Genomic DNA, 26,192 nt, shown 5'->3' on the forward strand with positions numbered 1-26,192 from the left:
TTCGGGTGGCTCACTCCCACAAACTAACCGATTTAATCGTTTAGAATTTTGAAGCGCTGCGCTCACACGTCGTCCAGACGGTCCCGGAGGCCGTCCATCGCCACGCTCTCCCAGGCTTCGATGTCGTAGCTCACGTCAAGCAGTGTCTTGACGCGGCCCTCGTCGCTGTTTTTGACGGCCATCACCGCATCCTCTCGGAAGCGAGCCTTGACGGCTTCAACGACGGCGTCGCGTGCGAGGTCGCGGGCCGGCACGTCCATGATGTGGGGGAGATCAGCCGCGCCGTCGGGCAGGGCCGGGAACGCGACTGGGCCGACGACCAGCAGTGTCTCGTCGGTGTCTGCGGCGTGGTCGTCGACAGCGACGAGATGATACGAGTCGATAGCGTCGTCGATAGCCGTGGCGACCGCGTCCGGGTCGGCGTCGACACCCTGCTTGAAGGCGAGTTCGCCACAGGCATCGACGAGCTCCGCGCTGGTGAGCGAGCCGAAGAGGTCGACGACGCCAGCCAGCTCGTCCGGTTGCAGGTCCATACAGGTGACGCGGCACCGAGTGGCTTCAGCCTTTAGGCTCGGGCTGCGCTTGGCAGCCGGCCGTCAAGATGCAACGACACCATCGCGACGAGGATGACAAGCAACGCAATCCCCATGCCGCGAAGCAGGGTCGGAAACGTGACGCCGGCGCCTAGCAGCCGTCCGACAAGTGCACTCCCGGGGGCCTGCATTACCATCATCCCCGCGCCATAGGTGGCGTAAGCGCTCGCGCGGTGGCGGTCCGGGAGCGAGCCCAGCAGGTACGCGTCCACCGCCGGAAAGATGCTGTGGATGACGTAGCCGACGACGACGCTAAACGCGGCCAGCGACCAGAATCCGGTCAGCGACGGCAACACCAGCACACAGCCGGTAAAGGCCGCAAGCATCGTCAAGAGGTACGGAATCGACGGGAGCCGGTCGGCCAGACGGCCGCTGACGTAGAAGGCCGGCACGCCGGCGCCGAACGCGAGCAACAGCAGCGTCCGTCCCCGTCCGGGTGTGAGGCCGACGCTCGTGGCGTAGGTGACGTAGAAATTGAACAACCCGTTCCAGACCAGTCCGGCGACGCCGATGGTAGCGACGCTGGTGACAATGATGTGCCACTGGGCACGCGCTGCGCCGAGGAGGTCGCGGTCTTTGCTCCCGGCGTCTGGAAGCTGGGCGCGTCTCGCAATGAGCGTGAACGCGACGGTTACCACTCCCGCGGCGACAGCTATCCCTTGCAGCGCGGTTCGCCATGTCCCGACGACGAGCACGAAGGATATTAGCGCCGGCGCGCCGACGGCGGCGAGCTGGGCGGCGACGCCGTGTTGCCCGAGTGCGCGGCCGGGCCGCTCCGGGAACAGCTCGCTGACCAGCGTGTTCGCCGCGGTCAGGTAGACGCCGCTTGCAAGCCCCATGGTGAACGCGCCGACGAGCAACAACGTCGGGTCGAACGCGAACGCGGTGAACGTCGTTCCAAGCGTCAACACGACCCCGGAGCCGAAGATGACCTTCGCCCGCGATATCCGGGTCAGCAGGACGCCGGTGGGAAGCCGTGGGAGGGCGCTCCCGGCCCAGGCCATCGTTGCGAGCAGTCCGAGTGTCGCATCGGAGGCACCCGTTGTCGCCCGAATCGGCTCAATGAGCGGTGCAAAGACGACTCTGCCGAGGTTGATACAGAACACCATCCCAAGCAGTGAGCCAAAGATGCGGCGACGTGACACGACTGGCGATACATCGGAAAACCTGAACAACGTTCCGGAACGCCGCCACGGGGTTTTTACACGCGGGTAGCACACTGGCAGGTATGGACTCAGTGAGGAAGGCCCTCCGGGCCGGCGATGTCGAGAAGGACAATTACGGACGGCTCTCCTGTACCAGCTGTGACGAGCCGCTTGCGACGGAGAACGACCCGGACGAGGTCGGGAAAGTGCGCGTCTGCCCCGAGTGCGACGGCAAGTGGAAGGAACTCAGCTAGCTACTCGAAGACGGCGTCGAACGCGTCAGCACCGAGCGGCTCGTATCGGCCCGCAGCGACGTTCTCTCGGGCGTGTTCGACCGACCCCGTGCCGACCAGCGAGCAGGTCACGCCCGGCGCACTGCGTGCGAAGTTAATCGCGCGCTGTGCGCTCGTTTCACCCGAGAGCTTCGCCGCTACATCGTCCGGGAGTTCCGCGGCTAGCTGTCCCTGCATGATTGATGCGCTGGTGAACACGTCTAGCCCGGCCTCGTGTGCGAACCACAGTGCCGACTGTGGCCCCTCCGCGCCGTCGTGAGACTCGACCGTGAACGCGTCGGCCATCGCGACGTTGAACGGCAACTGAATCGCGCGGAGATGTGTCGCCGCGTTCCCGACCGTCTCTGCGGCAGCGCGTGCGCGCTCAACGATTCCCGGAAGCGAGAGGTGGCTGTCGTGGTTGGCGGCTACGCGGAACGCCTCCCACGTCGCGACGCCGTAGTGCTTGATGTCGCCAGCCGCTGCTCGTTCCTCCAATTGCTCGAAGGTCGCCTCTAGCTGGTCGTACACCGCCTCGCGGGAGTTCGCTTTCAGTTGCGTCTCCGGATTGTGGACGTAGTAGAGGTCGATGGTATCCAGTCCAAGATTCGTCAGCGACCGGTCGACCTGATCGTCGATGTAGGCGGGCGCGATGCAGTGCTGGCCGGCAACAAGGTCGTCGCGGTCGACGATGCCGGTGTCGAGGTACTCCGACCGGACGAACGCGCCGGGGTCAGCCGGGCGCTCCCCATCAAATGGGATGAACCCTCCTTTTGTTGCAACAGCGATTGCATTACGGTCCACGTCGGCGTCCGCGACGGCATCGCCGACGACGCGCTCGGAGCGCTGATTCCGGTAGTTTATCGCCGTATCGACGACGTTGATGCCGGATTCGAGCGCCGTGACGATGGCGTCGTGGTAGCTCGCGTCCCGCTCGTCGGTCGGGTCGCCGAGGTACGTGCCGATGCCGATGCTGGAGACGACGCCGTCGCCGAACCGTCGGTAGAACGTACGTGCGAACTCGTCGTGGTCGTCCCGGTACGCCCAGGTCGCCTCCCGTGTGGCCATACCGGCTGTTGGTCGGGTAGTAACAAAAGGGCAGAGATTCAGCCCGGTCGGCGACCGCGCACAGGTCGCCTGTTACAGTTCGCCGCTCATCGCATCGAACACCCGTTCGCGGAAGTCGTCACGGGAGACACCGTCGCTGGGGCCGAGGCCGGCCATGTGCTCGACCGGGACTTTTCCGCCGCCCATCCGCGCGTGACCGCCGCCTTCGGCCATCGGGATGTCGTCGACGACAGCCTCTATCGCCCGGCCGATGTGGACGCGGTCGTCCCGAGAGCGCCCGGCGATGCGCATGGTTCCCTCCTTCTCGCCGACAATGACGACCGCTGAGACGCCCTCTAACGTCTCCAGCTCGTCCGCCGCCTGTGGAATCGCATCCGTGTTTGACACCTCGCCCACGTCGCTGAACGCGTAGGGCGCTCGCACCTCTCGGCTCCCGATGGCCCGGGATTTCACGTCGAGCACTTCGGCGTCAACCTGGGGGTTCGCAATGCGGTTGAGGAGGTCGCTGTCCATCCCATCGTAGAGGAACGCAGCAGCCGCGAAGTCCTCGGACTTACACCCGTTTGTCAGCGACCGGGTGTCGGACTGGATACCGTACATCAGTCCTGTTGCCAGCGCACAGGGGACGGTCTCTGCCGGTGCTGCGTCGATATCGATACTCCCGGTCCCCTGTGTGTCGCTGAACTCGAATTCTAACTGATTGAAGTAGCTCGCGAAGATGGTCGCACAGGCCCCGTAGTCGGACCGAACGTCGGTGAACTCGTCGCCGCTGCCGTTGCCGGGATGATGGTCGATGACGGCGACCGGTTCGACCTCCTCGGCCCCGGGGAAGCCGCGTGCCGTGTTGTGGTCGACGAGGACGACCGCCTCCCTGTCAATGTCCTCGACAGTTTCGATGTGGTCGAAATCAAGGTCCAGCACCGTCTGGAAGGCCCGGTTCTCCGGGCGGCGTATCTCTCCGGGGTACAGCAGGGACGCTGACGTATCGGTGCCGGCGACGAGCTGGTTGACAGCCAGGGCAGAGGCCATCGCGTCCGGGTCCGGGTTCGGGTGCATCAACACCGAAATACGGTCGTAGTCGGTCAGCGTCCGACGCAGTCGTTCACCAGGCGTTCGGCTGAGATACCGACGCAGCCAGACGCCGGCACCGAGAAGGACGAGGAGGGCCACAGCGACACCAGCGATCAGCAGGGGATTTTCGCTAGCGAACGCCGCGGCGGCGTCGACCTGGAGTCCGCCGGCGGCAACGCGTGTCATACCACGCCCTTCGCCAGCCTATCAGTAATAAAGTTCGCCCCTGATGCAGCTAATTTTGCTGGTATTCTCGGATGGCGTCGCGGTACCCCTCCCGGAACGTCGGGTACTCGAATTCGTAGCCCAGTTCCCGAAGCCGGTCGTTCGAGCATCGCTTGCTCGTCTGAATACGGCGCTTTGCGGTCTCTGAGAGGCTATCGTCGGCGAGTCGTTCTTCGGTCGTCTGTTTCGGCGGGAACGAGGCGTCACACTGTTCGGCCAGCCAGTCGGCAAAGGCCCACTTCTCGACGGGTTCATCGTCGACGACCAGCACGACTTCCTCGCGGTGGTCTGCAGTCAACAGGTGGCGCACGGCCCCGGCCGCGTCGGCCCGGTGGACCATGTTCAGGTAGCCGGCCGTCACCGGCCCCTCCAGATACCGCTCCAGTCGGTAGCGGTCCGGGCCGTACAGGCCGGCGAAGCGGGCGACTGTACCGTGGCCGCCGTGTTCCACAGGACGCTCGCGGGCGACCCGTTCCGCTTCGGCCAGCACTTCGGTCTTCTCGGTCTGTGGGTCCAGCGGCGTCTCCTCGTCGACCCACGCGCCGTCGTGGTCGCCGTAGACACCGGTACTGGAAGTATATACCAATCGTTCGGGCGGGTCCGCCCGCGACCAGAAGTGGTCGATAGCCGTCCGGAGTCCCTCGACGTACACCTCGCGGGCGGCCTTGGCTCCCCGCCCGCCGGAGCTTGCGGCAAAGACGAGCCAGTCGGCGTCCGGCACCGCCGACAGCGACTCGGGGTCGGTTACGTCAGCCTGGACCGCCTCGAAGCCAGCGTCCTCGATAGCCGCGATGCCGCCATCGGACCGGCGAACGCCCACAACCTCGTAGTCGTCGTGCAACTGCCGCCCGAGTTCGAGGCCGACGTAGCCACAGCCCAGAATGGCGACGCGCTCCGTCACCGCTTTTCCCCCTCGATGTAGCTGTGCAGGAGGGCGTACTCGGCCAGCGTCACCGGATGTCTGCCCTCGATTTTCTGCTGAATCTCTTTTGGCTCCAGTTCGTCGTCGATGCCGGAGGCGAGGGATTCAACGTCCATTACAGCCGTTGTCATCCCCATCAGGAGGATATCCTGCGCTTCGGCCTGCAGTGCGTCGGCGTCCGGCCGGTTCGGCCCAGTCGCAAGCACAGCGACCGCTTCATCAAGCGTCCGGTCGGCAATATCGCCGTCGGCGAACGCTGCCACTGTCGCATGGTCGAGACCGGTCTCGGCGACGATTTCCTCGACGCCGACGGTCTCAACTGTCTCGGCCAGCACGGTGCTGTAGGCCGCCAGTAACTCTTCGGGGGACTGCTCGTCCGCGTCCGGAAACTCGCCTCGAAGCATGGGCATCGGTATGGCCCCGGGGTATTTTACTTCGGTTATGCGGCCCGGGTTCAGGAGCCTGCGTCCGGCCATCCACTCGATTCCTCCACAGCGTTGCCGCCCTTGTCACCAACTCCACGCGGTTTGGGTGGCACCACGACGACAACGCCCGTCTCGGCTCGGAACGAGACGCGGTCGGCGGTGCCCAATCGCTCGCGTGTTCCGTCGTCGTCGACGTCGAGCGTGACGTTGTGCCCGTCACGCGCATAGGTGGTCTGTGCGCCGGGCTCGCTCGGTGGGCCGTGACTCGCAGCGACGGCGAACCGTGCGTACTCGCCCTCGACAGTCACCCACCAGATGTTCGCCGTCGCGTACCAGGGGGTAACTGGCGGTGCCAGCGGGAGGCCCGCCGGGAGCCTGTCCGTCCCGAGTCGCTTCTTCGCGAGCTGCTGGACCTTCTGTTCGCCGGCATTCGCCAGGGCGCTGCTCAGTTCGTCTTTCGCAACGGACCGCACCGCCGAGGCCGTCCCGTTCGTCGACCCCAGCGTCGGTCTGGTCGCCGGTGTATCGACTGAGAGCAGTCGCAGGCGGAGGCGGTCGCGTTCGACCCGCGTGAGGTTCAGCCGGTTCCCGGCGACGCGGGCGACCCGTTCCTGAGCGGAACCGTTGGTCAGGGCCAGTGCTCGGGCCGCTGATGTTTCCCACGGCGACATCGCTTCAGTGACAATAGCCTTACTCTCGTCCTGTTCAGCCTCAGTGTGCTGGGAGACTGCCAGCCAGAGCGTCGTCGTCATTTCCGTGTTGGCCGCCGCAACCTCCCGCTGGAGTGCGTCGCGTTCTGAAGCGAGCGTGGCGTTTGACTCCGCTTCGAGGGTCTCGTTCGCGGCCGCGAGTGCGTTCGCTGCCGTTGCGAGGCGTACCCTGTCAGCACTCTCGAACGCACCGCCAACGACGGCGTCGGCGGCGTCGCCGTAGGGGACCGTGAACACGTTCACGTTCCGCGCTACCAGCGGGTACTCTCGTCCATCGAGGGCGCGATATCGGCTCTCGTCTAGCTCGGCCAGCGTCAGATACGGCGTCTGTGTATCGACCCGCGTTCTGACGGGGCCGGCCGGACCGACTGGCACCGGGCGTGACCGCGGAACGGTCGTCTCGCGAGCGGTTAGTCCTTTCCGGAGGTCACGCAACGACCCGTCGGTGCGTTCCGCTAGCTGTGCGTCGACTTGCTTCCGGTTACTGTCCCGAGCCGAGGCCTGCCTATCTAACTCCGCCGACACCCCATTCAGATAGGTCAGCCGGGCCGCGACGCGTGCCTTCTGTGCCGCGCTGTCGTAGGTGTCCGGCACGGCCGCAAGGGTGGCACGACGTTGTGCGACCCGTTCCCGGAGTTCCTGTGGGGGATTCGTCTCGAAGGTCCCGACACGTCCGCGCTCGACGGTGACGGTCGTGTTGCGGACTGACGCCCGTAGGTCCATCAGGTCCCGATACACCCAGTCGTGCAGTGCTGGCGGTCGGTCGGCCGTCACCGTCGCCTCCGTCCGACCCAGGCTGTCGTCGACGACTCGCTCGGCCACTCCGTCCCGACCCCCGGCGTGGCCGACGAGCGTGTCCATCGCTTTCGGCTCCACATCGGCGAAGTTCGACCCGTTCAACGGGCTTGCGCTGGCGTCGTGTGCGGTCCGAATCGATCGGTTCGGTGCCGGTGAACGGCCGTGATGGCGGCCGACGACGGCGACAGTCACGCGATAGCGCACGGTGCTTGACGTCGTTGTGTGCCGACGCACCGACCCGTTCTGCCAGACGGCGGTCCGCGTGTACTGGCGCTCGACAGTCCGGCTGAACGTCTCCAGGGTATGCCAGCCGTCCGGCGTTGCGACGCGACCGCTGGCGTTCCCAACCGCCTCCGTAGCGGTGGTCGTCCGGTCGGCGACCAGTGTCCAGCCGGTGCCCGGCGACGGCGGCGTCCCCGGCGGCCCTCCGCCCAGTCGATGCTTGTCGGTTTCCAGCGCTACCTCGACCGTGTATGCGTCTTCGAGCGTCTCGTTGAGCGCTGACGGCTTGGTGACGGACCGGAACGCGGTGTCGGCCGTCTCGTTGACGCCAATGGTCATCGAATCGGTCGAGCTTGGACCCGTTGTGGACTTCGGACGCGGCGGCGTCTCACTGATTGGCTTGTACTGGGCTTGGTCGAGCACGTCGCTAGAGACAGCGGTTCCCCTGCTGCCCCGAATGATGTCCTCGACCCCGGTTACCGCTGTTGCCTCTTTCAGCGCACGGCGACCGGCCGGGTCGCTCCGGCCGAAGGTCGACCGCTGGACGCCGAGTAGTGCGCCGTTCGCCGCCAGCGAGACGTGCCGGTTTGCGACGACGTTTTCGATGCCAGCGCCGCCATACTGCGCATACCCTCTCGCCCACGCCATCGGGTACAGCCGGGCAGTCATCCGCCGGCTCAGCCCCGGCCTGCCCAGGCCGTTGTTCAGACGCGTCTGGTAGGTCGACACCTGATCGTGGAGCATGAGCGCCTGCGTTGAGACGACGACGGTCGGCGAAACGTGCCGCGTCGAAACCACTGCGCCGTTGCGCCGAACCGTCAGGACGACATCCTCAACCGTCGCCCGCATCGCGGTTTTGTTCGGCCCGGCGCGTTCGACCGAGACACGGTGTTTCGCCGTCCGGAGGTCGCTCGCGTTAGAAACCGCTGGCAGGCTGGCGGTCACAGTCACGTCACCGCTTCGGCCGGAGACGCGCTCCAGTCGGTCCGCGACCCGGAGATAGGTGCGGATTCTGAGCGCGTCCCGAAACGCCGTCGAGTCGTTCAGGACCCGACCAGCGGGTGTGTCGGCTGGCGTAACGACTGGGTTCGCCGCTGCCTGCTGGCTAGCCGTCGAGACGCCGTCCCGAACGGCGACCTGCGCCTCTGCCGTGGCCTGATTCAGCGCCCGTTCGACCGCCGTCTCGCTCGGAGCCGGTTCGGTGACGAACGTCGGGGCCAGCGTGAGACTGCTCACCAGCAGGAGGACGCCGAGCAACGCGAAGGGGACGCGGCCGCGAGTATCGTCTCTCACGGTGACCACGTCCTGACAGTCACGCGGACACGGCTCACTCGAACGGCGCGGGCGGCGTCCGCTGGCGAATCGTACCGCGACTGCATATCGGTCCGAAGCCGCGTGGCGAGCGCCGCGGTCAGGTCGCGGTTCATCTTGACCGTCGTCTGTCGCTTAACGGCAACGTTCGTCCCTGTCAGATTGGCCATGCGCTCGTACCGCGTGGCCATCAGCACGTCTGCGGGGTAATCGCCGCGGAGGGCGTACCGCGACTGTGTCGGCGGGAACAGGCCGTCGACAACACTCCGGGCCACGACCGTCGCCACACCGTCGTAACCACCAGTCTTCGCCGCTTCCCGGGCCGGTTCCGAGACGTTCTCCATCCCGCTCGGGACCGTCACCGTGGCCGCTCGAACGTCCATGCTGTCAGGGGGCCGGTCGCCGACGCGGTACTCGCCGCTGACTGGCGCACTGGGATACGGTGTCCAGGAGACCCGGACGGACGTTCGATGCCCGCGGCTGTGGAGTCTGTCACGCGTCGCTGCAGCGACTCGGGACTCGAAGTCTGTGCCGGCGCTCGATACCCGCTCGCCGTCCACGGTGACGCCGCTCATCGCTGCCTCACCGAGCAGTTCCGCAACGGTCCCGTGACTCGTCCGCTGCCGTCGCGTGGCGTGGTCGGGTGGCCTGCGATGCTCTGACGGTGGGACGAGCAAATCGTACTCGACGCTCGCGGTGCTCGTCGCCAGCGTCGACGCTTGCTCGGCCGCAGGGTTTGTGGTCGCCGCCGGCTTCTCGACCCCGACACCGCTCACGAGAGTCCCCGCGGCCGCACCGACGAGCAGGAGAAACACCGTTACGTCGGCGACGGCACTCATCGCCCTGTTCATCGCCACACCCGCACGGTGAGCGTTCCGCGACGGACTGCCCCCGGGCCGACCTGCACGCTCACCGTTCTGGTTTCGGTGTTGGCGTTGCTCGGTGGCTCCCGGCCACCGCTCCATCGCTCGCCGGTCGTCGCCGTGATGGTCGCGTTCCCGTGGTAGTTCGCCGGCACTGCATTGAGCGCGTTGTCGAGTCCGTCGGGCTGAACGACACCGGTCGACGAGAGTCGTTGTTCCACAGCATCGGCGGTCGGCGTGGCGATATTGCGGTCGTCGTCCACCGTTCCGAACGCATCGTCCAGCACGCCGGCATACAGCGATACGCCAAGCGTGACGGCGAAAACGGCAACGAGCGCGGCGACGGGTTCGGTCGTCCCTCTATCCGACGATGGTGACATCGGTCCCTCCCCAGGCGACGTGCCTGACGGTCAGCCGGTCTGGAGCCGGTCGCCACCCGTCGTCTGCGGTCCGAGCCCGGCGGGTGTCCCGACGGAACGCGTCGGGCGAATCGTACACCGCCTGCGGCTGCTCCCCGTTCACCACAGCCCGTAACTGGTCGGTTCGCGCTGGGACAGCCGTTCGAATCAGTCGTGCGGCGGCTGTCCCACCGTCGTTACGAAGACGGACTTCACGGCCGTCGAACGCCCACTCCGTAGCGATGAGTCGTCGATGTGTGACGGACCCGGGCGGGCTAGTCGTGACTTCATCGATAGTTGCGGCTGTCGCCGTCGCGTCCGGCGGTGCGGTCGTCGGGAGGCCGGTGACGACCCCAAGAACGGCCACGCTCACTGTTCCCAGACCGACCCAGAGATACAGCGTATCGACGTGCGTCTCGAACATGGAACGGCCTGGCCGCGTTCTCCGATTTAAACACTCAGACCAGCAGCCCGGTGGCGACGACGGCGACAAAGAAAGTGGCCGTGGCCGACAGGAGCGCCAGGCCGGTTCGGTAGCCAACGAGCGCGCGGTCGAGACCCCGATGCAGGCCCGTCGATAGCGCCGTCAACAAAACAGCCAGAACGAGCACGTACCAGCCGATAACCGGGCCCAGCAACGCACTCGGAACGGTAGCGAACTGCTCGCCGCCGCCCATCGACCCAGCCAGCGCGACGGTCGCGCCGCCGACCAGTGGCCCGAACAACGCGGCGGTGTTCGATAGCGTTTCGGTAATCTTCGAAAGGTCGCGGCGCGTCTCACGCTCGATGGCCCGGAGCGCGTCCAGATGCTCACCCATCGTGGTCACCGACTCGCCCGCCGGTGGTCCAATTGTCGCGGCCGTATCCAGCAGGGTCGCCGCCCGACGGGTACGGCGGCTCGGAACGTCGGCGAGCGCGCCGCCGGGACCCAGAAACGCCCCCTTGACGCTGGTGCCGAGACGCTCCTGACGCGCGACGGCGGCTTCGATGACGGCGCTGGTCGGTTTCGGAGTCTCGTCGACAGTCTCGACGAGCGCGGCTTCGACCGACTGGCCGCGGTCCAGCCGTCGACCGACGGCCGATAGCGCGTCCGGGAGGCCCGCTTCGATGTCGGTGATTCGGTCGCGCACCTCGGCGACCGGTCGGTAGTAGCTGACGAGCGCGCTCCCGACGCCGGCCCCGAGTGCGCCGATGGGAGACGCCCACGTAGCGACGAGTGCGCCGGCAAGGAACCACGCACCGATTCCGGCGATGATGCCGCCCGCGATCGACGGGAGCGCCGACGCCGGCACGTCCGGATGGCTCCGCGGGATTGTCGCCGGCGGGAACGCGACCGGTCGCCGTCCCAGGAGCCAGCAACAGGCGACCAGCAGCGCGGCGGGCAAAATAACGCCGTAGGTCCCGACCAGCACGGGGGCGGTCACAGGCACACCCGCGGCAGCGGCGGCGGGCAACAGTGACGCCATCGCCAGCGGCAGGAGAACACCGAACGCGTACAGGCCGGTCGCCGGACCACGGAGTGAGGCCGCAAAGGCCACCATCTCATCGCGCGTCCCATCAAGGATGCATCGTCGTGCGCGTTCGAGCACTTCGGGCCGCTCCTTGGCTGGAGCCGCTGTCGCGTTTTCGACCAGCCCGACCGAGCGTTCCAGCGCCGGGAACCGGTCGCTCCATGACGCCGCGAACGTTCCCAGACCACTCTGTGGCGTACCTGCGGCTCGCTGTCGGTGGTAGTGCAGCCGTCTGGCAAGCAGGCTGTCTCCGGTCCGTCCAGCGAACGCCGCCGCCCGCTCAGCGCTGGGCCACAGCGTCGCGCCGAGCACTAAGGTCGTGACGAGCGACGGTGCGGCCCCCAGCGTTCGGATGCGCTTCGCCTCCGCGGCAAAGGGGACACCGTACCGTCCCAGCGCTGCGACACCCAGGGACAGGGCGAGGAACCCGAGACTGACAGTCGTCGCCAGCGGTCCGGTCACCGCCACAGTGACGAGCAGTGCGAACAGGGAGCCACACACCGCAACGACGTAGCTCGCCGTCAGCAGTGTCTCAGGCGGAGCCGAAATCGAGAGCAGTCGACACGCCCGCCGGTAGTCATCTGGTACCTCCACAGTGTCAGAGCAGGCCGCAACGACTGCGGTTGTGAGCGATGTGTCTGGTGTCGTGTTCGTGTCGTCGCCAGAGTCGTCTGAACCGCTGGCGTGGCTCACGGCTGGACCTCGTCTGTGGGCGGCTCGGTCCCGTGCGTCTCGACAGCCACCGACCCCTCGAATCGCTCGGTTCGTGTCTCGATAGCGTCGAGTACCTCGGCGTATGACTCGCCAGGTGCGGCGAGTGACTCCACCAGACGGCTGCTACCCCGCTCTAAGCGACCGGTGGCCGTCGCTGTCGCCCCGTCGCGCTCGTAGAGCAACTCGAAAGAAACGTCGTCGCCGTGGGAGACGATTTCCGCGACAGATGCGATACCGCGGCCGTGCTCCGACGCGGGCGGAGCCAGCGTTACTACGACGTCTGTCGCGGCGAACGACTGGACGGGGACACCGAGGTCCGACACCAGCCGTTCCCGAACCGCTTCGGGGCCGTTCCCGTGAATCGTTCCGAGGACGGCCCCGTCGCCGCCACCGACACGCATCGCCTCGTAGAGAACGCTGGCTTCCTCGCCGCGGACCTCCCCAACGGCGAGCGCGCCTTCGCCGAGTCGGAGCGCGGTCCGCAGGGCCTCTGTGGCATCGACTGACGGCCCCTCTCCTCTCGCGGTCCGAAGTGCCTGCACGTCCCGTCCGTCGGATTGCAGGGACGACGCCGGAAGCTCGGGCGTGTCCTCGATCAGGATGGTCCGGACCTCGTGGGGAAGTTCCCAGAGCAACGCCCCGAGGGTCGTCGTCTTGCCCGCGCCGCGGGGGCCGGCGACGAGGCAGGCCCCGCCGCGCTCCACGACGACAGAGAGCAATCCAGCGACGGCGGCTGGCATCGTCCCGTTGTCGACGAAGTCGGCCAGCCGCCATACGTCGCTGTCGTGGGCGCGAAAGGCGAAGGCAAGGCCGTCACTGACCGGTTCGCTCACACCGGCGACGCGAATCTGCCGGTCAGCCACCGTTGCTGTCGCATCGAGCGTCGGATTCGCTCGCGAGAACGCCCGGCCGCTCGACCGTCTGAACGTCGACGCCAGTGTGTTCGCGCCCGACGGCGTCAGGCGGATATTCGTTCGCATGGTTTCACCGTCACAGCGCACTCGGAGCCGGGTGTCGCTCACCGGGGCTGTCGCGAACACGTCTGACACCCGCTGATCGGCGAAAATATCTTCGAGAATCCCGAGCCCGCCCGTGTGTTTCTCCAGTACTGCCCCGACAACGGTTGCCGTCGAGCCATCGTCGGCAACCGCGTTCGCTGCACTGTACGGGTGACAGCCGCCGTCGGCGGCAGCGGTCGCGACTCGCTCGTACGCCCTGACAAGCGTCTCCATCGTGTCCGCGTCGAACCGCTGTTCGCGGGGCTCGATATGATACATTGGGAGTTGGTCACTGCCCGTGTTGTATCTCCGAACGACGGCCTCTGTCGGGAGCGTTTGCTGGTCTCGGAGAGCTGCATCCGCTGGCGGCGCTGCGCCGACACGGGCGTCGCTAATCGTTGGCCCGGTGTAGGCAGTGAGTGCCTGTTCGCTGGTATCGAAGCCTTCTGTGGCGACCGCCAACCCGGTCTCCGCCGCCAAGTCAGCGACCGGCCCCGCTCTCCCGACTGCCTCCGCGGCGGCAGCGACTGGATCACGGCGAGCGCGGTCTGCGAGGCGGTCGTCCAGCGAGGCGACTCTGGTCGCGAACCGGCCAGCCGCGGTGAGCACCGCTGCCGCCCGATCGCTGTACACTCGCTCCTGACCTGCTTGCTCCGTGACGACAGTATCGACACTGGCCGAGGAGAGCGAATCGATAACTGTCGCCCGGCAGTCAGCCGACGCGGCCAGGTCGCCGCCGCCCGGACACTCACCCGCTGTCACCACCAGTCGACCGCCCTCAATGGCCGTTTCACAGCGACACTCGGGCGCTGTCGATGAGCCAAAGAGCCACTCACGCATGGCTACTCCTCGCCGCGGCTTCTGACTTAAACCGATGGACCCGCAGTATCCGCTGACCATCTGACCGCGTCAGCACGAACACGAGCCGATGTGTGCCGGGTTCGTCGAGTCGGTCGGTCCCCGCTGTCGGTCGGATCGGGATGCCCACCAGCCGCTCGGTCTGCTTCCGGGACTCGACTGTCCAGGTCGCGACGCCGACACCGGCCCGCTCGGCGAACTGCAGGTGACTGACGCCGGCGTTCGTGTAGGTCCGCTGTGGGAGTCGTATCTCCACTGCGCGCCGCGCGTCGCCGTTCACCGTCGCGTCGTCAGTCTCGACTAAAGTGGTCAATTCGGCCCCCAGTTCGTCCAGTTGACGCTCCATGGCACCACTGGCCGCGTCTGCTCGGGCCGTCGACAGTGCCGGCGCTGTTGCACCGACAAGTGCGGTCATGACCGCGACGGCGAGGACCAGCCGGTATATCACAGCAGCGCGCGGATGCGCCCGACGATGCCCGCGTCAGGAGTCTCGTCGTCGGGGTCACCGCCGTCGGTGATGGCGGAGAAATCGGTCGGTTCCTCGGTCGTGGCGTTCGTTTCTGTGTGGTCGCCGCTACCCGACAGACCTGGATGGCCCTGTGCCGTCTCCGCCCGTAACTGATCGGTCCCCGCCGCTGGTGGGTCAGATGTCGACGACGACAGTTCCTCGTCGAGCCGGTCCTCCAGTCTGTCAGTTGCCGCCAGCGCCGCGTCGGCGCGCTGTTCGACGTCTTCGTTGACCGCGCGGATGTTCCCCACGTACCCGCGGAGGGCCTGTGTGGCGGCTTCGAGCGCCGCCGTCCGTTCGTCGATGTCATCGATACGTTCTTCGACGGTGTCCACACGACTCTCCAACTCGGCAAGTTCCGTTACCTCCGGGAACTCTGTCGTTCCGTCCGTGACCGCGCGTTCGACCGTACGGAGCCGGTCGGCCAGCGTTTCGATATCTGTCATGCCCGGCGCTGGGCCCGTGCTCGTATTTGAACGCTTGGACGGGGTACTTCGGGAAGCGCGTCGGCCACTGCCTGACGATACTCTCCCGCCTCACCCGCCTACGCCGAGGATGAACAGCGCGAGGATGACGGAGATGAGCAGGGTTGCAAGAATAAGCAACGCGACGACTGTGATTGATGAGAGCGCTTCCTCGTCGGAGCGGAATTTGCGCAGTGGCATGGTGGTGAAATCCGATAGTGGCTTTTCGTTGACTAGCACCGGCGCTGGGTCGGTAGCTGTATCAAACCAGTCAGATTACTAAACTGTATGCGTTTTTGATCGGTTCGACTGAGTTGTGGTCTCGAACGCGCCAGTACCTGACCCAGAGCCAGCGAACGTTTATCTTGGATGCCGTGCCCACGCCGTCCTATGGCCGATAGCGACCAGGTGAAAGCGGCACTCTCGGCGCTCGCTGATGGAAATGGCGACGGTGACGACGGGAGCGAATTGACCCGAGCGGCTGACCGAGAGGGCGATAGTAGCGCAGGCCGGATAGGGGCCCACGAGACGGGCAGTGACGCTGACTACCGGACGGTCATCGAACGAGCAATCCGGGCAACCGACGATTTAGACGAAGCGGTCGCCTTCGTCGAGACGTTCGGCGTCGGACAACTCGAAGCAGCCGTCGCACAGGCCGAACACGAGGTGAGCGGGCTGGCAGACGAGGGCCGGGCGGCTTTGCGAGCGTTCCGGCGGTACCGGGACGCCGCGGCGGGACCCGGTGATGGGTCGTAGCCAGCGGGCTGACCACAGTGCCGCCGACCACTTTCACTCCGCTCACGATACCCCTTTAGGTGGCGCTGGCTTACGGATGGGCAAATGACTCGGGTGATACACACCGGCGATACTCACGTCGGGTATCAGCAGTACAACGTCCCCGACCGACGGGACGACTTCCTCGATGCGTTCCGGCAGGTGGTCCGGGACGCTATCGCGGACGACGCTGACGCCGTCGTCCACGCTGGTGACCTGTTCCACGACCGCCGCCCGGCCCTCGCGGACATCATGGGCACGTTGACCGTTCTGGAAGAACTCTCTGAAGCCGGTATTCCGTTTCTTGCCGTCGTGGGCAACCACGAAGCCAAGCGGGACGCCCAGTGGCTCGATCTGTACGAATCGCTGGGCCTGGCGACGCGGCTCGACGACGAGCCGACCGTCATCGGCGACACCGCCTTCTACGGTCTCGATTTCGTCCCGCGCTCGCAACGCGACGACCTCGACTACGACTTCGCCCCACATGGCGCGGACAGCGCCGCGCTGGTCACTCACGGCCTGTTCCAGCCCTTCGACTACGGCGACTGGGATGCCGAAGAAATTCTGACCGGGTCGTCGGTCGAATTCGACGCGATATTGCTGGGCGACAACCACGACCCCGGTAAACAGCAAGTCAAGGACGCTTGGGTCACCTACTGCGGATCGACCGAGCGCGCGAGTGCGAGCGAGCGCGAGGATCGCGGCTACAACATCGTCACCTTCGACGACGAGGTCCGGATCACCCGCCGCGGTCTCGACACCCGCGAGTTTGTCTTCGTCGACGTGGACCTCGGGCCAGAGGAAGGCGTCGAACGGGTCCGGAGCCGCGTCGGCCAGCACGACTTGGAGGACGCCGTGGTCATCGTCTCTATCAGCGGCGACGGCGACCCGGTTACCCCAGCTAGCGTCGAATCGTTCGCGCTCGATCGGGGGGCGCTCGTGGCTCGCGTCACTGACCACCGGGAAATCACGGCCGAGGAGCGAGAAACCGATATCAGCTTCGCCGACCCCGACGACGCCGTCACCGAACGTGTCCGCGACCTCGGACTGAGCGAGGCCGCCCACGATATCGACGAGACGATCCGCGCCTCGAAGGTCGCTGACGCGAACGTCAAAGACGAGGTCGAACGGCACGTGCGTGAACTGCTCTCCGAGGAGTCGGATGCCCTCGCAGCCGACACGGAAACGGTTGTGAGCGATGGCACGTCCGACACGGAAGCGAACGCAAGCACAGTTGAGGATGACACCGACGACGGAGCGGCAGTGAACGAGGCCGACGACAAGGCACCGGTAGACGGGGCCGATGACGACGGTCAGGCGAGCGTCGAGGAGTTCCTGTAATGGAGGGGCAACAATGAAATTCCAGCGTGTCAAGCTATCCAATTTCAAGTGCTACGACGATGCCGACCTGCGACTTGACAACGGCGTGACCGTCATCCACGGACTCAACGGGAGCGGGAAATCATCCTTGCTTGAGGCCTGCTTCTTCGCGCTGTACGGCTCGAAGGCACTAGATGAGAACCTCGGAGACGTGGTTACCATCGGGGCCGACGACTGTACCGTGGAACTGTGGTTCTCCCACGCCGGCGGCGACTACCACCTCACGCGCCGGGTCCGTGCGACCGGAGCGCAACCGACGACGGCGAAATGCGTCTTGGAGACGCCCGAAGGGAACTACGAGGGGGCACGCGACGTACGCCGACGAATTACGGAACTCCTGCGGATGGACAGCGAGGCGTTCGTCAACTGCGCTTATGTCCGTCAGGGCGAGGTGAACAAACTCATCAACGCCTCCCCCGGCGACCGCCAGGATATGCTCGACGACCTCCTGCAACTGGGGAAACTTGAGGCGTACCGCGAGCGGGCCAGCGACGCCCGGGTCGGGGTCGGTCGGGTCCGCGATGACAAACAGGGAGCCCTCTCACAACTCGACGAGCAGATTCAGGAGAAAGAAGAGAAGGACCTCCACGAGCGCCTGAACGGCCTCGAAACGAAGGAATCGGAGCTGCAGGACGAGATCGAACACATCGAGGACCAGAAGGCCACCGCCGAGGAAACGCTCACGCAGGCCGAGTCGGTTCTTGAAGAGTACGAAGAGAAACGCGACGAACTGTCGACCCTCGAAGCCGACATTGAGGAACTGGAGACGACCATCACAGAGACGGAGACGGAACGAACTGAGCTCAAAGAGCAGGTCAGCGACCTGCAGGACCAGCGAGAGTCGTTGCGCGAGGACCTCTCGGAAACAGTGGCCGAAACAGACCTCGAAAGTTCGGAGCCGGACCCCGAAACCGTCGATGTGCGACTCGACGAACTCCAGTCCCGCGACGACGAACTGCAGAGCCGCATTGAGGACCAGCGGGTCGACGCGAAGGAACACAGCAGCACCGCCGATGCGCTCGCTGAGAGCGCTGCCGACCTCGAATCCCGGGCCGAGGACAAGCGCGAGGAAGCCGACGAACTGGAAGCAGACATCGAAGCAGCGCGGGAGACCATCGCCGAGCGCCGGGAGCAGATCAGCGACATCGACGACCAGATCGCCGACCTCGAAGCCGAGTTCGAGGACGCGCCGACTGACCGCGATGGGGTGCAGTCGCATAAAGAGTCCGTCGCCAGTGACCTTGAAGACGCCCGACAGCGGGTGACCGAACTGGAGACGAAACTGGAGAGCGAGCGCGAGGCGCTGGCCGAGGCGGAGGCGCTGCTGGAGGCCGGCAAGTGCCCCGAGTGCGGGCAGGACGTGGCCGAGTCACCGCACGTCGACTCTATCGAGGACGACCGCGAGGGGATTGCGGAGCTAGAGGAGTTGCTCGCGGACGCCCGCGAAGACGTTTCAGAGCTGCAATCGAAACACGAGACCGCGACAGAACTGGTCGAGACAGCGGACGAGCTATCGACGCTTGAGAACAACCGTTCGAACATCGTGCAACTGGTCGAGGAGAAAGAAGCGGGGCTGGACGCGGACCAGGAGCGTATCGAGACGCTCCGCAAAGAAGCAACAGCACATGAGTCCGAGGCCGAGACGAAGCGCGAGAAAGCCGCCAAAGCCCGCAAGCAGGCCGAGGACTGTCGCTCGGTCGTCGCCGAGTACAATCAGGAGCGCCAGCAGGTCAAACAATCGATAGAGAACCTAGAGCGGGTCGAAGACCTGCTTGCGAATATTGACGACTGCGACGATGACATCGAACGCCTGCGAGAGAAGCGCAGTCAGCAGGCCGAACTGAACGACCAGCGCCGCGACCAGCTCGCGGAGAAGCGCGAGCGCAAGCAGGACCTGGCTGAGTCGTTCGATGAGGACCGCATCGAAGAGGCTCGAAGCGAGAAGCAGCGGGCGAAAGAGTACATCAACCAGGCAACGGAGGCACTGACGGAGAAACGCGAGAAACGCGACGAACTCCAGAACGCTATCGGTGGCGTCACGAACGAAATCGAGGAACTGGAGTCGCTGCGGGACCGGCGCGAAGACCTCGAAGCGACCTTGGAGAAACTCGAAACGCTATACGAGGAGACCGAGGAGCTACAGGAGATGTACGGCACACTCCGGGCGGAACTGCGCCAGCGCAACGTTGAGACACTCGAACGGATGCTCAATCAGACGTTCGATCTGGTGTATCAGAACGACTCGTATTCCCACATCGAACTCGACGGGCAGTACCAGCTGACGGTGTACCAGAAGGACGGCGAACCGCTAGAGCCCGAACAGCTCTCCGGCGGCGAACGGGCGCTATTCAACCTCAGCCTGCGGTGTGCCATCTACCGACTGCTCGCCGAAGGCATCGAGGGGGCCGCGCCGATGCCGCCGCTCATCCTCGACGAGCCGACAGTGTTCCTCGATTCGGGCCACGTCACACAACTGCTCGACCTCGTGGAGTATATGCGCGATGAGGTCGGCGTCGAACAGATTCTCGTGGTCAGCCACGACGAGGAACTGGTCGGTGCGGCGGACGACCTCGTCCGCGTCGAGAAAGACGCTACGACCAACCGCTCGCGGGTCGAGCAGGTCGAAGCGACGGTCGCGGAACTGGCCTGACCGCAGTCGCGACGCTGGACAGCCCTCAGTCGCGGAGATGTGCCAGCCCATCGCTGGCCGTTTCGGTCGTGTCGTAGCCACGCTGGCCGTGGACTGTCGCCTCCGTGAGCAGGCCGGCAGCGCGGAACTCGGCTAGCAAGCCGTGTAGGTCGCTCTCACAGAGGTCGTAGGCCGAAAGCAACTCCGCCACGGAGAGCGGCCCGCGCTCGTCGAGTTCCACGAGCAGGCCCAGGGCACGTTCGTCATGGGCCGCTGTAATGACTTGGCGGGCGGCGTCAGGAACGCCCTCAGCGGCCGTGGCCAGCGGTGATTCGCCATCCACAGGTTCGAGGTCGGCGTTCGGGAGGTGTTGCTGTTCGCCGGTTTCCGGGTTTCGGACCAGACTCGACTCAGTGGACTCCTTCAACAGTAAGTACCGCGTGCCGTCGTCGTCCCGCACAGTACGCATATGGCTGTTCGTAGCTGACCGGGCCGGTTAGCCGTTGTGGTCGCCTGCCTCTACGCTGTCGGGCTGGGTATCTGTTGTCTCGGTTGGTTCGTCTTCGTCGTCCGATTTGCGCTCCCGTTCGAACTTCACGTACCGAAACGTTCCGTAGCCGAAGGCGATGACGCCGACGAGGAATATCCGAACCCCGAGGTCGACCTGTCCCTCGAAGTAAGCAAGCATCGGGCCGAGCGAGAGCGCCAGCAGTGCGACGTTGAACACGATGACGAGCCTGACGAATAGCCCTGTGGCCTCGCCGTCGTAATCGCTGTCCGACGGCGAGGGCACGTCCGGCCCGAGACTCTCCGGGTCGAACTCCGCGGGCTCGTGCTCGCTCTTCTCGGAGAGAACCCCCGGACTCTGGTTGTGCTCGTCATCGCCGGGGATATCCATCACAGCTTCATTACGTCGGCCGGCAAATAAAAGGACTCTGTGTCAGGCGATCTCCTGTAAGGTGAGCGCCGTGTCAGTCTGTAGCCACGCGAGGGGGTTCTCTGCGTCGTAAAACACTGTCCCCTCCTCGGTCTCGTAAGTCTCGGTCGTCTGGATGGCGTCCGGGAGCGCCGGCTCCGACCGCAGTTCTTCGGACCTATCCGCCTCGCCGTGGGGGGATGCGTGGTGCGACATTGGCCGTCAAACTTGGGTATGGTACTCGATGGCATATACTTTCTGCCTGTGGCAATACCCCATCGACCGCCGGTGTTTTTATGCGGCATCTCGAAACAAGGCCAAGAATGAGTGACGGGACCCAGGGCACGCTGGGGGACTTCGAGCAAGACGCGGAGGAGGACCGCCCGGTCGCCGACGAAGCGGCGGCCATCGCGGGCAACGGTGGGAGCGACACCAGCGGAACGAGCGTCGTCGACATCGACGAGCGCCAGTTCCCGCCGGTCGAGGAGACCGTCGAATTCGTCGTCACGCAGGTCGACTACACCATCGAGAGGCAGGGCGACGACGAGTCTCCGGTCGTCCACGTTTTCGGACGCACCGACGACAACGAGCCGGTCCACGCTCGTGTCTTCGATTTCCAACCCTACTTCTACGCACCGACCGACAGCGTCACCGAGGACGGACTCCGCCAGTACGACAGCATCGCCGGCTGGGAAGAAGCCGACGCTGGCGACCCCTACGAATCGATTCGCGGTGAGCGCCTGACGAAGATATTCGGTCAGACGCCCCGCGATGTGGGACAGATCCGTGACGACTTCGACCACTACGAGGCGGACATCCTCTTTCCCAACCGCCTGCTCATCGACAAGGACATCACGAGTGGCGTTCGCGTCCCTGCCCGCGAACTTGACGACGGGAGTCTGAAGGTCCATCACGAGGAGATAACGCCGGTCGAGGCCCACGCCGACCCGCGGGTCAACACCTTCGACATCGAGGTCGACGACAGACAGGGGTTCCCCGAGGACGGTGAGGAACCGATCATCTGTCTCACCTCCCACGACTCTTACCGCGACGAGTACGTCGTCTGGCTGTACGAGTCCCCTGACGGCGTCAACGGTCCCGAGACGCTGGCCGGCTACGACCCGATTCGGGAGGACTTCGAGGCCGACGTGCGCGTCTTCGACGAGGAGGAGGCCATGCTGGAGGCCTTTGTCGACTACATCGTCGACACCGACCCGGACGTACTGACAGGCTGGAACTTCGATGATTTCGACGCACCGTACTTCCTTGACCGACTGGAGGAACTCCAGAGCTACAACCACGACTTCGACCTCCAGATAGACCGCCTCTCGCGGGTCGACGAGGTCTGGCGCTCAGGCTGGGGCGGCCCCGATATCAAAGGCCGTGTCGTCTTCGATCTCCTCTATGCCTACAAGCGAACGCAGTTCACCGAACTCGAATCCTACCGGCTCGACGCTGTCGGCGAGCAGGAACTCGGGGTCGGTAAAGAGCGCTACACTGGCGACATCGGCGACCTCTGGGAACAGGACCCCGAGCAGTTGCTGGAGTACAACCTCCGTGACGTGGAGCTGTGTGTCGAACTCGACCGCGAGCAGGACATCATCGACTTCTGGGACGAGGTCCGCACCTTCGTCGGCTGTAAACTGGAGGACGCGACGACACCCGGCGACGCCGTCGATATGTACGTCCTCCACAAGCTCCACGGCGAGTTCGCACTCCCCTCGAAGGGGCAACAGGAGAGCGAGGATTACGAAGGTGGGGCTGTCTTCGACCCCATCACCGGCGTCCGCGAGAACGTCACCGTGCTGGACCTGAAGTCGCTGTACCCGATGTGCATGGTGACGACCAACGCCAGCCCGGAGACGAAAGTCGATCCGGAGATATACGACGGCGACACCTACCGCGCGCCCAATGGCACGCACTTCCGAAAGGAGCCGGACGGCGTCATCCGGGAAATGGTCGACGAGCTCCTCTCAGAGCGCGAGGAGAAGAAGGCACAGCGGAACAGTTTCGACCCCGATAATCCGGAGTACGAGCGCTTTGACCGCCAGCAAGCGGCAGTTAAGGTGATAATGAACTGTTTCACGCCGGATACCGACGTGCTGACACCGGCTGGCGTTCGGAATATCCGGGACCTCGAAATCGGCGACGAGGTGTACTCGCTGGACCCCGAGACGGAGGAGATGGAAGTCAAACCGGTCGTCGAGACACAGTCGTATCCGGACTACCGCGGTGAACTGGTCGACATTGAGACGACCAAGATGGACTTCCGCGTGACGCCCAACCACCGGATGCTCGTCCGGAAGAACGAGACCAACGGTATCACCGAGGATGGGTACAGTTTCGTCGAAGCCGGCGACCTCGACGACGCCACGAACTACGAACTCCCCCACGACTGGGACGGGCCAGACGGCGATCCATTGGACACGGTGGACCTGACCGAGTTCGTCGACGACTACGAGGTCTGGGTCCGGCCGTCGGTCCACGGGCATACATTCGCCGCCGAAATCGGGCGCTATCCGGATACTGTTCTGAAAAACGACATCGGTGAGGAGGGGTATGTCTTCGACCCCGACGAGTTCGAGGCCAACCGCGAGTATATCGAGTCCGTCGCCGAGCGGACGTATGTCCACGCTGAATCGGGTCAGAAGTGGATTCCGCGAACCTTCGACGGCGACGACTTCTTGGAACTGCTCGCGTGGTACATCACCGAGGGGAACGTCTACACGTCCGAGACGAAACAGTTCGGTGAGAAGACCCGTGGGGCATCGACGACGGTGCAAATCGCACAGGAGGCCATCGCGGACGGTGGCGAGTCCGACCACGCGGCAATCGGGGACCTGCTCGACCGACTGGGGTTCGACTACTACGTCGACGACCGGAGCTACCAGTTCACGTCGGCGCTGCTGGGTGACAAACTCCGGAACGTCTGTGGCGGGGGCAGTTTCGAGAAGCAGATTCCTGACTTCGTCTTCGACCTGAGCCAGCGACAGAAGCGGCACTTCCTCGACACGCTCATCGCCGGTGACGGCGACCGACAGAAGAATTCCTGGCGCTATACGACATCCAGCGACCAGCTCCGCGACGACGTGCTCCGGCTGTGTGCACACCTCGGGCTGACTGCGAACTACAACCGTGACAGCGGTTCATGGCGGATCTACGTCACGGAAGACAGCAAGAACACGCTCCGAATGCACCGCAGCGGGGCACGGAGCACTGCCGACGACGGCGTCTACTGTGTCACTGTCGCGGACAACCACACGCTCATGGCCGGCCGCAACGGGACATTCCAGTTCGTCGGTCAGTCTCTATACGGCGTTTTGGGATGGGATCGCTTCCGGCTCTACGACAAGGAGATGGGCGCGGCGGTCACCGCCACCGGTCGCGAGGTCATCGACTACACCGACGAAGTCGTTGCCGACGAGGGGTACGAGGTCGTCTACGGGGACACCGACTCCGTCATGCTCCAACTGGGAGACATCGGCCCGGAGGATGTCAAGGGGGACGCAACGGTCACCGACGAGATGCGCGAGAAACACCCAGAGATGGGCGACGACGAGCTCGAACTCGTCGCTGCGACCATCCAGAAAGGATTCGAACTGGAGGAAACGATCAACGACTCGTACGACGAGTTCGCGCTGGAGGAACTGAACGCCCAGTTCCACCGGTTCGAAATCGAGTTCGAGAAGCTCTACCGGCGATTCTTCCAGGCGGGCAAAAAGAAGCGCTACGCGGGCAACATCGTCTGGAAGGAGGGGAAACACGTCGACGACATCGACATCACCGGGTTCGAGTACCAGCGGTCCGACATCGCCCCAATCACGAAGCGGGTCCAGAAAGAGGTTATCGACCGTATTGTCCGCGGCGAGGACGCCGAGTCGATCAAGCAGTACGTCAGCGATGTCATCGAGGACTATCAGGACGGCAACGTCAACTACGACGACGTGGGCATTCCCGGTGGCATCGGGAAGAAACTCGACAACTACGACACTGACACCGCGCAGGTCCGGGGCGCGAAGTACGCCAACCTCCTGCTGGGGACGAACTTCCAGAGCGGGTCCAAGCCCAAGCGACTGTATCTCGACCGGGTCCACTCGGACTTCTTCCAGCGTATCGAGGAAGAAGAAGGGCTGGACCCCCAGCGGGACCCGCTGTACGGCGAGTTCCGTCGGGACCCCGACGTGATCTGCTTCGAGTACGCGGATCAGATTCCCGAGGAGTTCGAAATCGACTGGGACAAGATGCTCGATAAGACGCTGAAAGGCCCGATTGCCCGCATTCTAGAGGCCATGGACATCTCCTGGGAGGAGGTCAAATCCGGGCAGGAGCAGACGGGACTCGGCAGTTTCATGTAACCCACAGAAAGCAGGTGGTTACTGCTGCAAGAAATATTGTTTCTATATACAGAAGTTGAGTTCACAGCAATGCGAAAGCTTCATGGGTGAAACGTACCTTCTTTCGGTTGACCTAAGAGATACCTATGGCGAAACTCGAAATTAACAATCTCCACGCAGAAGTCGCAGAAGAGGACGGTGAAACGATTCTTCGCGGTGTCAACCTCGAAGTCGAGTCTGGTGAGATCCACGCGCTGATGGGTCCCAACGGCTCGGGTAAGTCCACAACGGCGAAGATCATCGCCGGCCACCCTGCCTACGAGGTAACCGACGGCGAAGTACTCATTCACCTTGAGGAGGACGAGTTCGGTGACGAGGAAATCCCGGAGGACCTCCGAACATGGGACCTGCTCGACCTCGAACCGAACGAGCGCGCCGCGCTCGGCATCTTCCTCGGCTTCCAGTACCCGGCCGAGATCGAAGGTGTCACGATGGTGAACTTCCTCCGCACCGCGCTCAACGCCAAACTCGAAGAGCGCGAGGAGCTCTTCGAGGACGACGACGAGGAAGACGAAGCCGACGCAGAGGGTGGCGACACCAACGAGGACGCCGCCGGCTACGACACCTCCCCGATGGAGGGCAACGTCGAAGAAGGCGAAATCGGCGTCGCCGAGTTCCAGGAAATCCTCCAAGAGAAGATGGAGCAACTGGACATGGACGAGAAGTTCGCGTCCCGGTATCTCAACGCTGGCTTCTCGGGCGGCGAGAAGAAGCAAAACGAAGTCCTCCAGGCCGCGATCCTCGAGCCCTCCGTTGCCGTGCTCGACGAGATCGACTCCGGGCTGGACATCGACCGACTACAGGACGTCTCCAACGGCATCAACGCGCTCCGTGACGAGCAGGGCGCAGGCATCCTCCAGATCACGCACTACCAGCGCATCCTCGACTACGTCGAACCCGACCACGTCCACGTGATGCTCGACGGCCAGATTGCCACCTCCGGTGGCGCAGAACTCGCCGAAAAGCTCGAAGACGAAGGGTACGACTGGGTCCGAGAGGAAGCCTACGAGGCCGCGTAACGCC

The 26,192-nt window shown here is 64.7% G+C and carries 24 protein-coding genes; 6 read left to right on the forward strand and 18 right to left on the reverse strand.

What is annotated here, in order from left to right; genetic code table 11:
- Positions 1-62 precede the first annotated feature (62 nt).
- Both AV059_RS11350 and AV059_RS11355 read right to left on the reverse strand, forming a co-directional pair.
- On the reverse strand, positions 63-533 hold the full coding sequence (locus tag AV059_RS11350; protein WP_058994509.1) for a hypothetical protein: 471 nt from the start codon (positions 531-533) through the stop codon (positions 63-65).
- 32 nt (positions 534-565) lie between these two features.
- Positions 566-1,702, reverse strand: coding sequence for an MFS transporter (locus AV059_RS11355; RefSeq protein ID WP_058994510.1), 1,137 nt, complete (start codon positions 1,700-1,702; stop codon positions 566-568).
- Between the two features lie 119 nt (positions 1,703-1,821).
- Here AV059_RS11355 and AV059_RS22405 point away from each other — a divergent pair, with 119 nt between their 5' ends.
- Positions 1,822-1,992, forward strand: coding sequence for an HVO_0758 family zinc finger protein (locus AV059_RS22405; protein WP_004517187.1), 171 nt, complete (start codon positions 1,822-1,824; stop codon positions 1,990-1,992).
- Here AV059_RS22405 and AV059_RS11360 read toward each other — a convergent pair whose 3' ends face one another.
- From AV059_RS11360 to AV059_RS22965, 13 genes are all read right to left on the reverse strand, one after another.
- Positions 1,993-3,078: an aldo/keto reductase gene (locus tag AV059_RS11360; RefSeq protein ID WP_058994511.1), complete on the reverse strand. Its 1,086-nt coding sequence runs from the start codon at positions 3,076-3,078 to the stop codon at positions 1,993-1,995. It abuts the gene before it with no gap.
- Positions 3,079-3,150: 72 nt separating this feature from the next.
- Entirely contained in the window at positions 3,151-4,335 is a 1,185-nt protein-coding gene (locus tag AV059_RS11365; protein ID WP_058994512.1) for a bifunctional oligoribonuclease/PAP phosphatase NrnA, read from the reverse strand.
- Between the two features lie 49 nt (positions 4,336-4,384).
- Entirely contained in the window at positions 4,385-5,275 is an 891-nt protein-coding gene (locus AV059_RS11370; RefSeq protein ID WP_058994513.1) for an SDR family oxidoreductase, read from the reverse strand.
- Positions 5,272-5,700 (reverse strand): DUF5791 family protein, encoded by a 429-nt coding sequence (locus AV059_RS11375; protein WP_058994514.1) that lies wholly within the window; start codon positions 5,698-5,700, stop codon positions 5,272-5,274. The genes AV059_RS11370 and AV059_RS11375 overlap by 4 nt, the downstream gene beginning before the upstream one ends.
- A 50-nt stretch (positions 5,701-5,750) precedes the next feature.
- Positions 5,751-8,753, reverse strand: coding sequence for a hypothetical protein (locus AV059_RS11380; protein WP_058994515.1), 3,003 nt, complete (start codon positions 8,751-8,753; stop codon positions 5,751-5,753).
- Positions 8,741-9,601, reverse strand: coding sequence for a hypothetical protein (locus AV059_RS11385; protein ID WP_058994516.1), 861 nt, complete (start codon positions 9,599-9,601; stop codon positions 8,741-8,743). Before AV059_RS11385 ends, AV059_RS11380 begins: the two co-directional genes overlap by 13 nt.
- Positions 9,602-9,609: 8 nt before the next feature.
- Positions 9,610-10,005: a hypothetical protein gene (locus tag AV059_RS11390; RefSeq protein WP_058994517.1), complete on the reverse strand. Its 396-nt coding sequence runs from the start codon at positions 10,003-10,005 to the stop codon at positions 9,610-9,612.
- The gene (locus AV059_RS11395) at positions 9,986-10,447 is read right to left on the reverse strand and encodes a hypothetical protein (RefSeq protein ID WP_058994518.1); all 462 of its coding nucleotides are present in this window, start codon (positions 10,445-10,447) and stop codon (positions 9,986-9,988) included. The genes AV059_RS11390 and AV059_RS11395 overlap by 20 nt, the downstream gene beginning before the upstream one ends.
- 34 nt (positions 10,448-10,481) lie before the next feature.
- The gene (locus AV059_RS11400; RefSeq protein ID WP_058994519.1) at positions 10,482-12,227 is read right to left on the reverse strand and encodes a type II secretion system F family protein; all 1,746 of its coding nucleotides are present in this window, start codon (positions 12,225-12,227) and stop codon (positions 10,482-10,484) included.
- Positions 12,224-14,086, reverse strand: a complete 1,863-nt coding sequence (locus AV059_RS11405; protein WP_058994520.1) for an ATPase, T2SS/T4P/T4SS family — start codon at positions 14,084-14,086, stop codon at positions 12,224-12,226. Before AV059_RS11405 ends, AV059_RS11400 begins: the two co-directional genes overlap by 4 nt.
- Positions 14,079-14,552, reverse strand: a complete 474-nt coding sequence (locus AV059_RS11410) for a hypothetical protein (protein ID WP_058994521.1) — start codon at positions 14,550-14,552, stop codon at positions 14,079-14,081. Before AV059_RS11410 ends, AV059_RS11405 begins: the two co-directional genes overlap by 8 nt.
- A complete protein-coding gene (locus AV059_RS11415; protein WP_058994522.1) occupies positions 14,549-15,058 on the reverse strand; it encodes a hypothetical protein in 510 nt (169 codons plus the stop codon). Before AV059_RS11415 ends, AV059_RS11410 begins: the two co-directional genes overlap by 4 nt.
- Positions 15,059-15,148: 90 nt before the next feature.
- Entirely contained in the window at positions 15,149-15,277 is a 129-nt protein-coding gene (locus tag AV059_RS22965) for a hypothetical protein (protein WP_255356126.1), read from the reverse strand.
- 189 nt (positions 15,278-15,466) lie between these two features.
- Between AV059_RS22965 and AV059_RS11420 the strand changes: the two genes are divergently transcribed.
- The 3 genes from AV059_RS11420 to rad50 all read left to right on the forward strand — a co-directional run bounded on the left by AV059_RS11420 (position 15,467) and on the right by rad50 (position 19,880).
- The gene (locus AV059_RS11420; RefSeq protein ID WP_058994523.1) at positions 15,467-15,832 is read left to right on the forward strand and encodes a hypothetical protein; all 366 of its coding nucleotides are present in this window, start codon (positions 15,467-15,469) and stop codon (positions 15,830-15,832) included.
- A gap of 84 nt (positions 15,833-15,916) precedes the next feature.
- Positions 15,917-17,191 carry a DNA double-strand break repair protein Mre11 gene (mre11, locus tag AV059_RS11425; protein WP_058994524.1) on the forward strand — a complete coding sequence of 425 codons (1,275 nt, stop codon included), beginning with the start codon at positions 15,917-15,919 and terminating at the stop codon, positions 17,189-17,191.
- Positions 17,192-17,204: 13 nt separating this feature from the next.
- On the forward strand, positions 17,205-19,880 hold the full coding sequence (rad50, locus tag AV059_RS11430; RefSeq protein ID WP_058994525.1) for a DNA double-strand break repair ATPase Rad50: 2,676 nt from the start codon (positions 17,205-17,207) through the stop codon (positions 19,878-19,880).
- 25 nt (positions 19,881-19,905) lie between these two features.
- Here rad50 and AV059_RS11435 read toward each other — a convergent pair whose 3' ends face one another.
- The 3 genes from AV059_RS11435 to AV059_RS11445 are packed head-to-tail and all read right to left on the reverse strand — an operon-like array spanning position 19,906 to position 20,991.
- Positions 19,906-20,328: a hypothetical protein gene (locus AV059_RS11435; RefSeq protein WP_058994526.1), complete on the reverse strand. Its 423-nt coding sequence runs from the start codon at positions 20,326-20,328 to the stop codon at positions 19,906-19,908.
- 27 nt (positions 20,329-20,355) lie between these two features.
- On the reverse strand, positions 20,356-20,757 hold the full coding sequence (locus tag AV059_RS11440; protein WP_058994527.1) for a hypothetical protein: 402 nt from the start codon (positions 20,755-20,757) through the stop codon (positions 20,356-20,358).
- Between the two features lie 42 nt (positions 20,758-20,799).
- Positions 20,800-20,991, reverse strand: coding sequence for a hypothetical protein (locus AV059_RS11445; RefSeq protein ID WP_004517169.1), 192 nt, complete (start codon positions 20,989-20,991; stop codon positions 20,800-20,802).
- A 107-nt stretch (positions 20,992-21,098) separates the two neighbouring features.
- On the opposite strand from AV059_RS11445, the gene AV059_RS11450 reads away from it, so the two are divergent.
- On the forward strand, positions 21,099-25,130 hold the full coding sequence (locus AV059_RS11450; protein WP_058994528.1) for a DNA polymerase domain-containing protein: 4,032 nt from the start codon (positions 21,099-21,101) through the stop codon (positions 25,128-25,130).
- 125 nt (positions 25,131-25,255) lie between these two features.
- Positions 25,256-26,188: an ABC transporter ATP-binding protein gene (locus AV059_RS11455; RefSeq protein WP_058994529.1), complete on the forward strand. Its 933-nt coding sequence runs from the start codon at positions 25,256-25,258 to the stop codon at positions 26,186-26,188.
- The last annotated feature ends 4 nt before the right edge of the window (positions 26,189-26,192 follow it).

It is taken from the genome of Haloarcula sp. CBA1127, from assembly GCF_001485575.1.
Lineage (GTDB): Archaea > Halobacteriota > Halobacteria > Halobacteriales > Haloarculaceae > Haloarcula.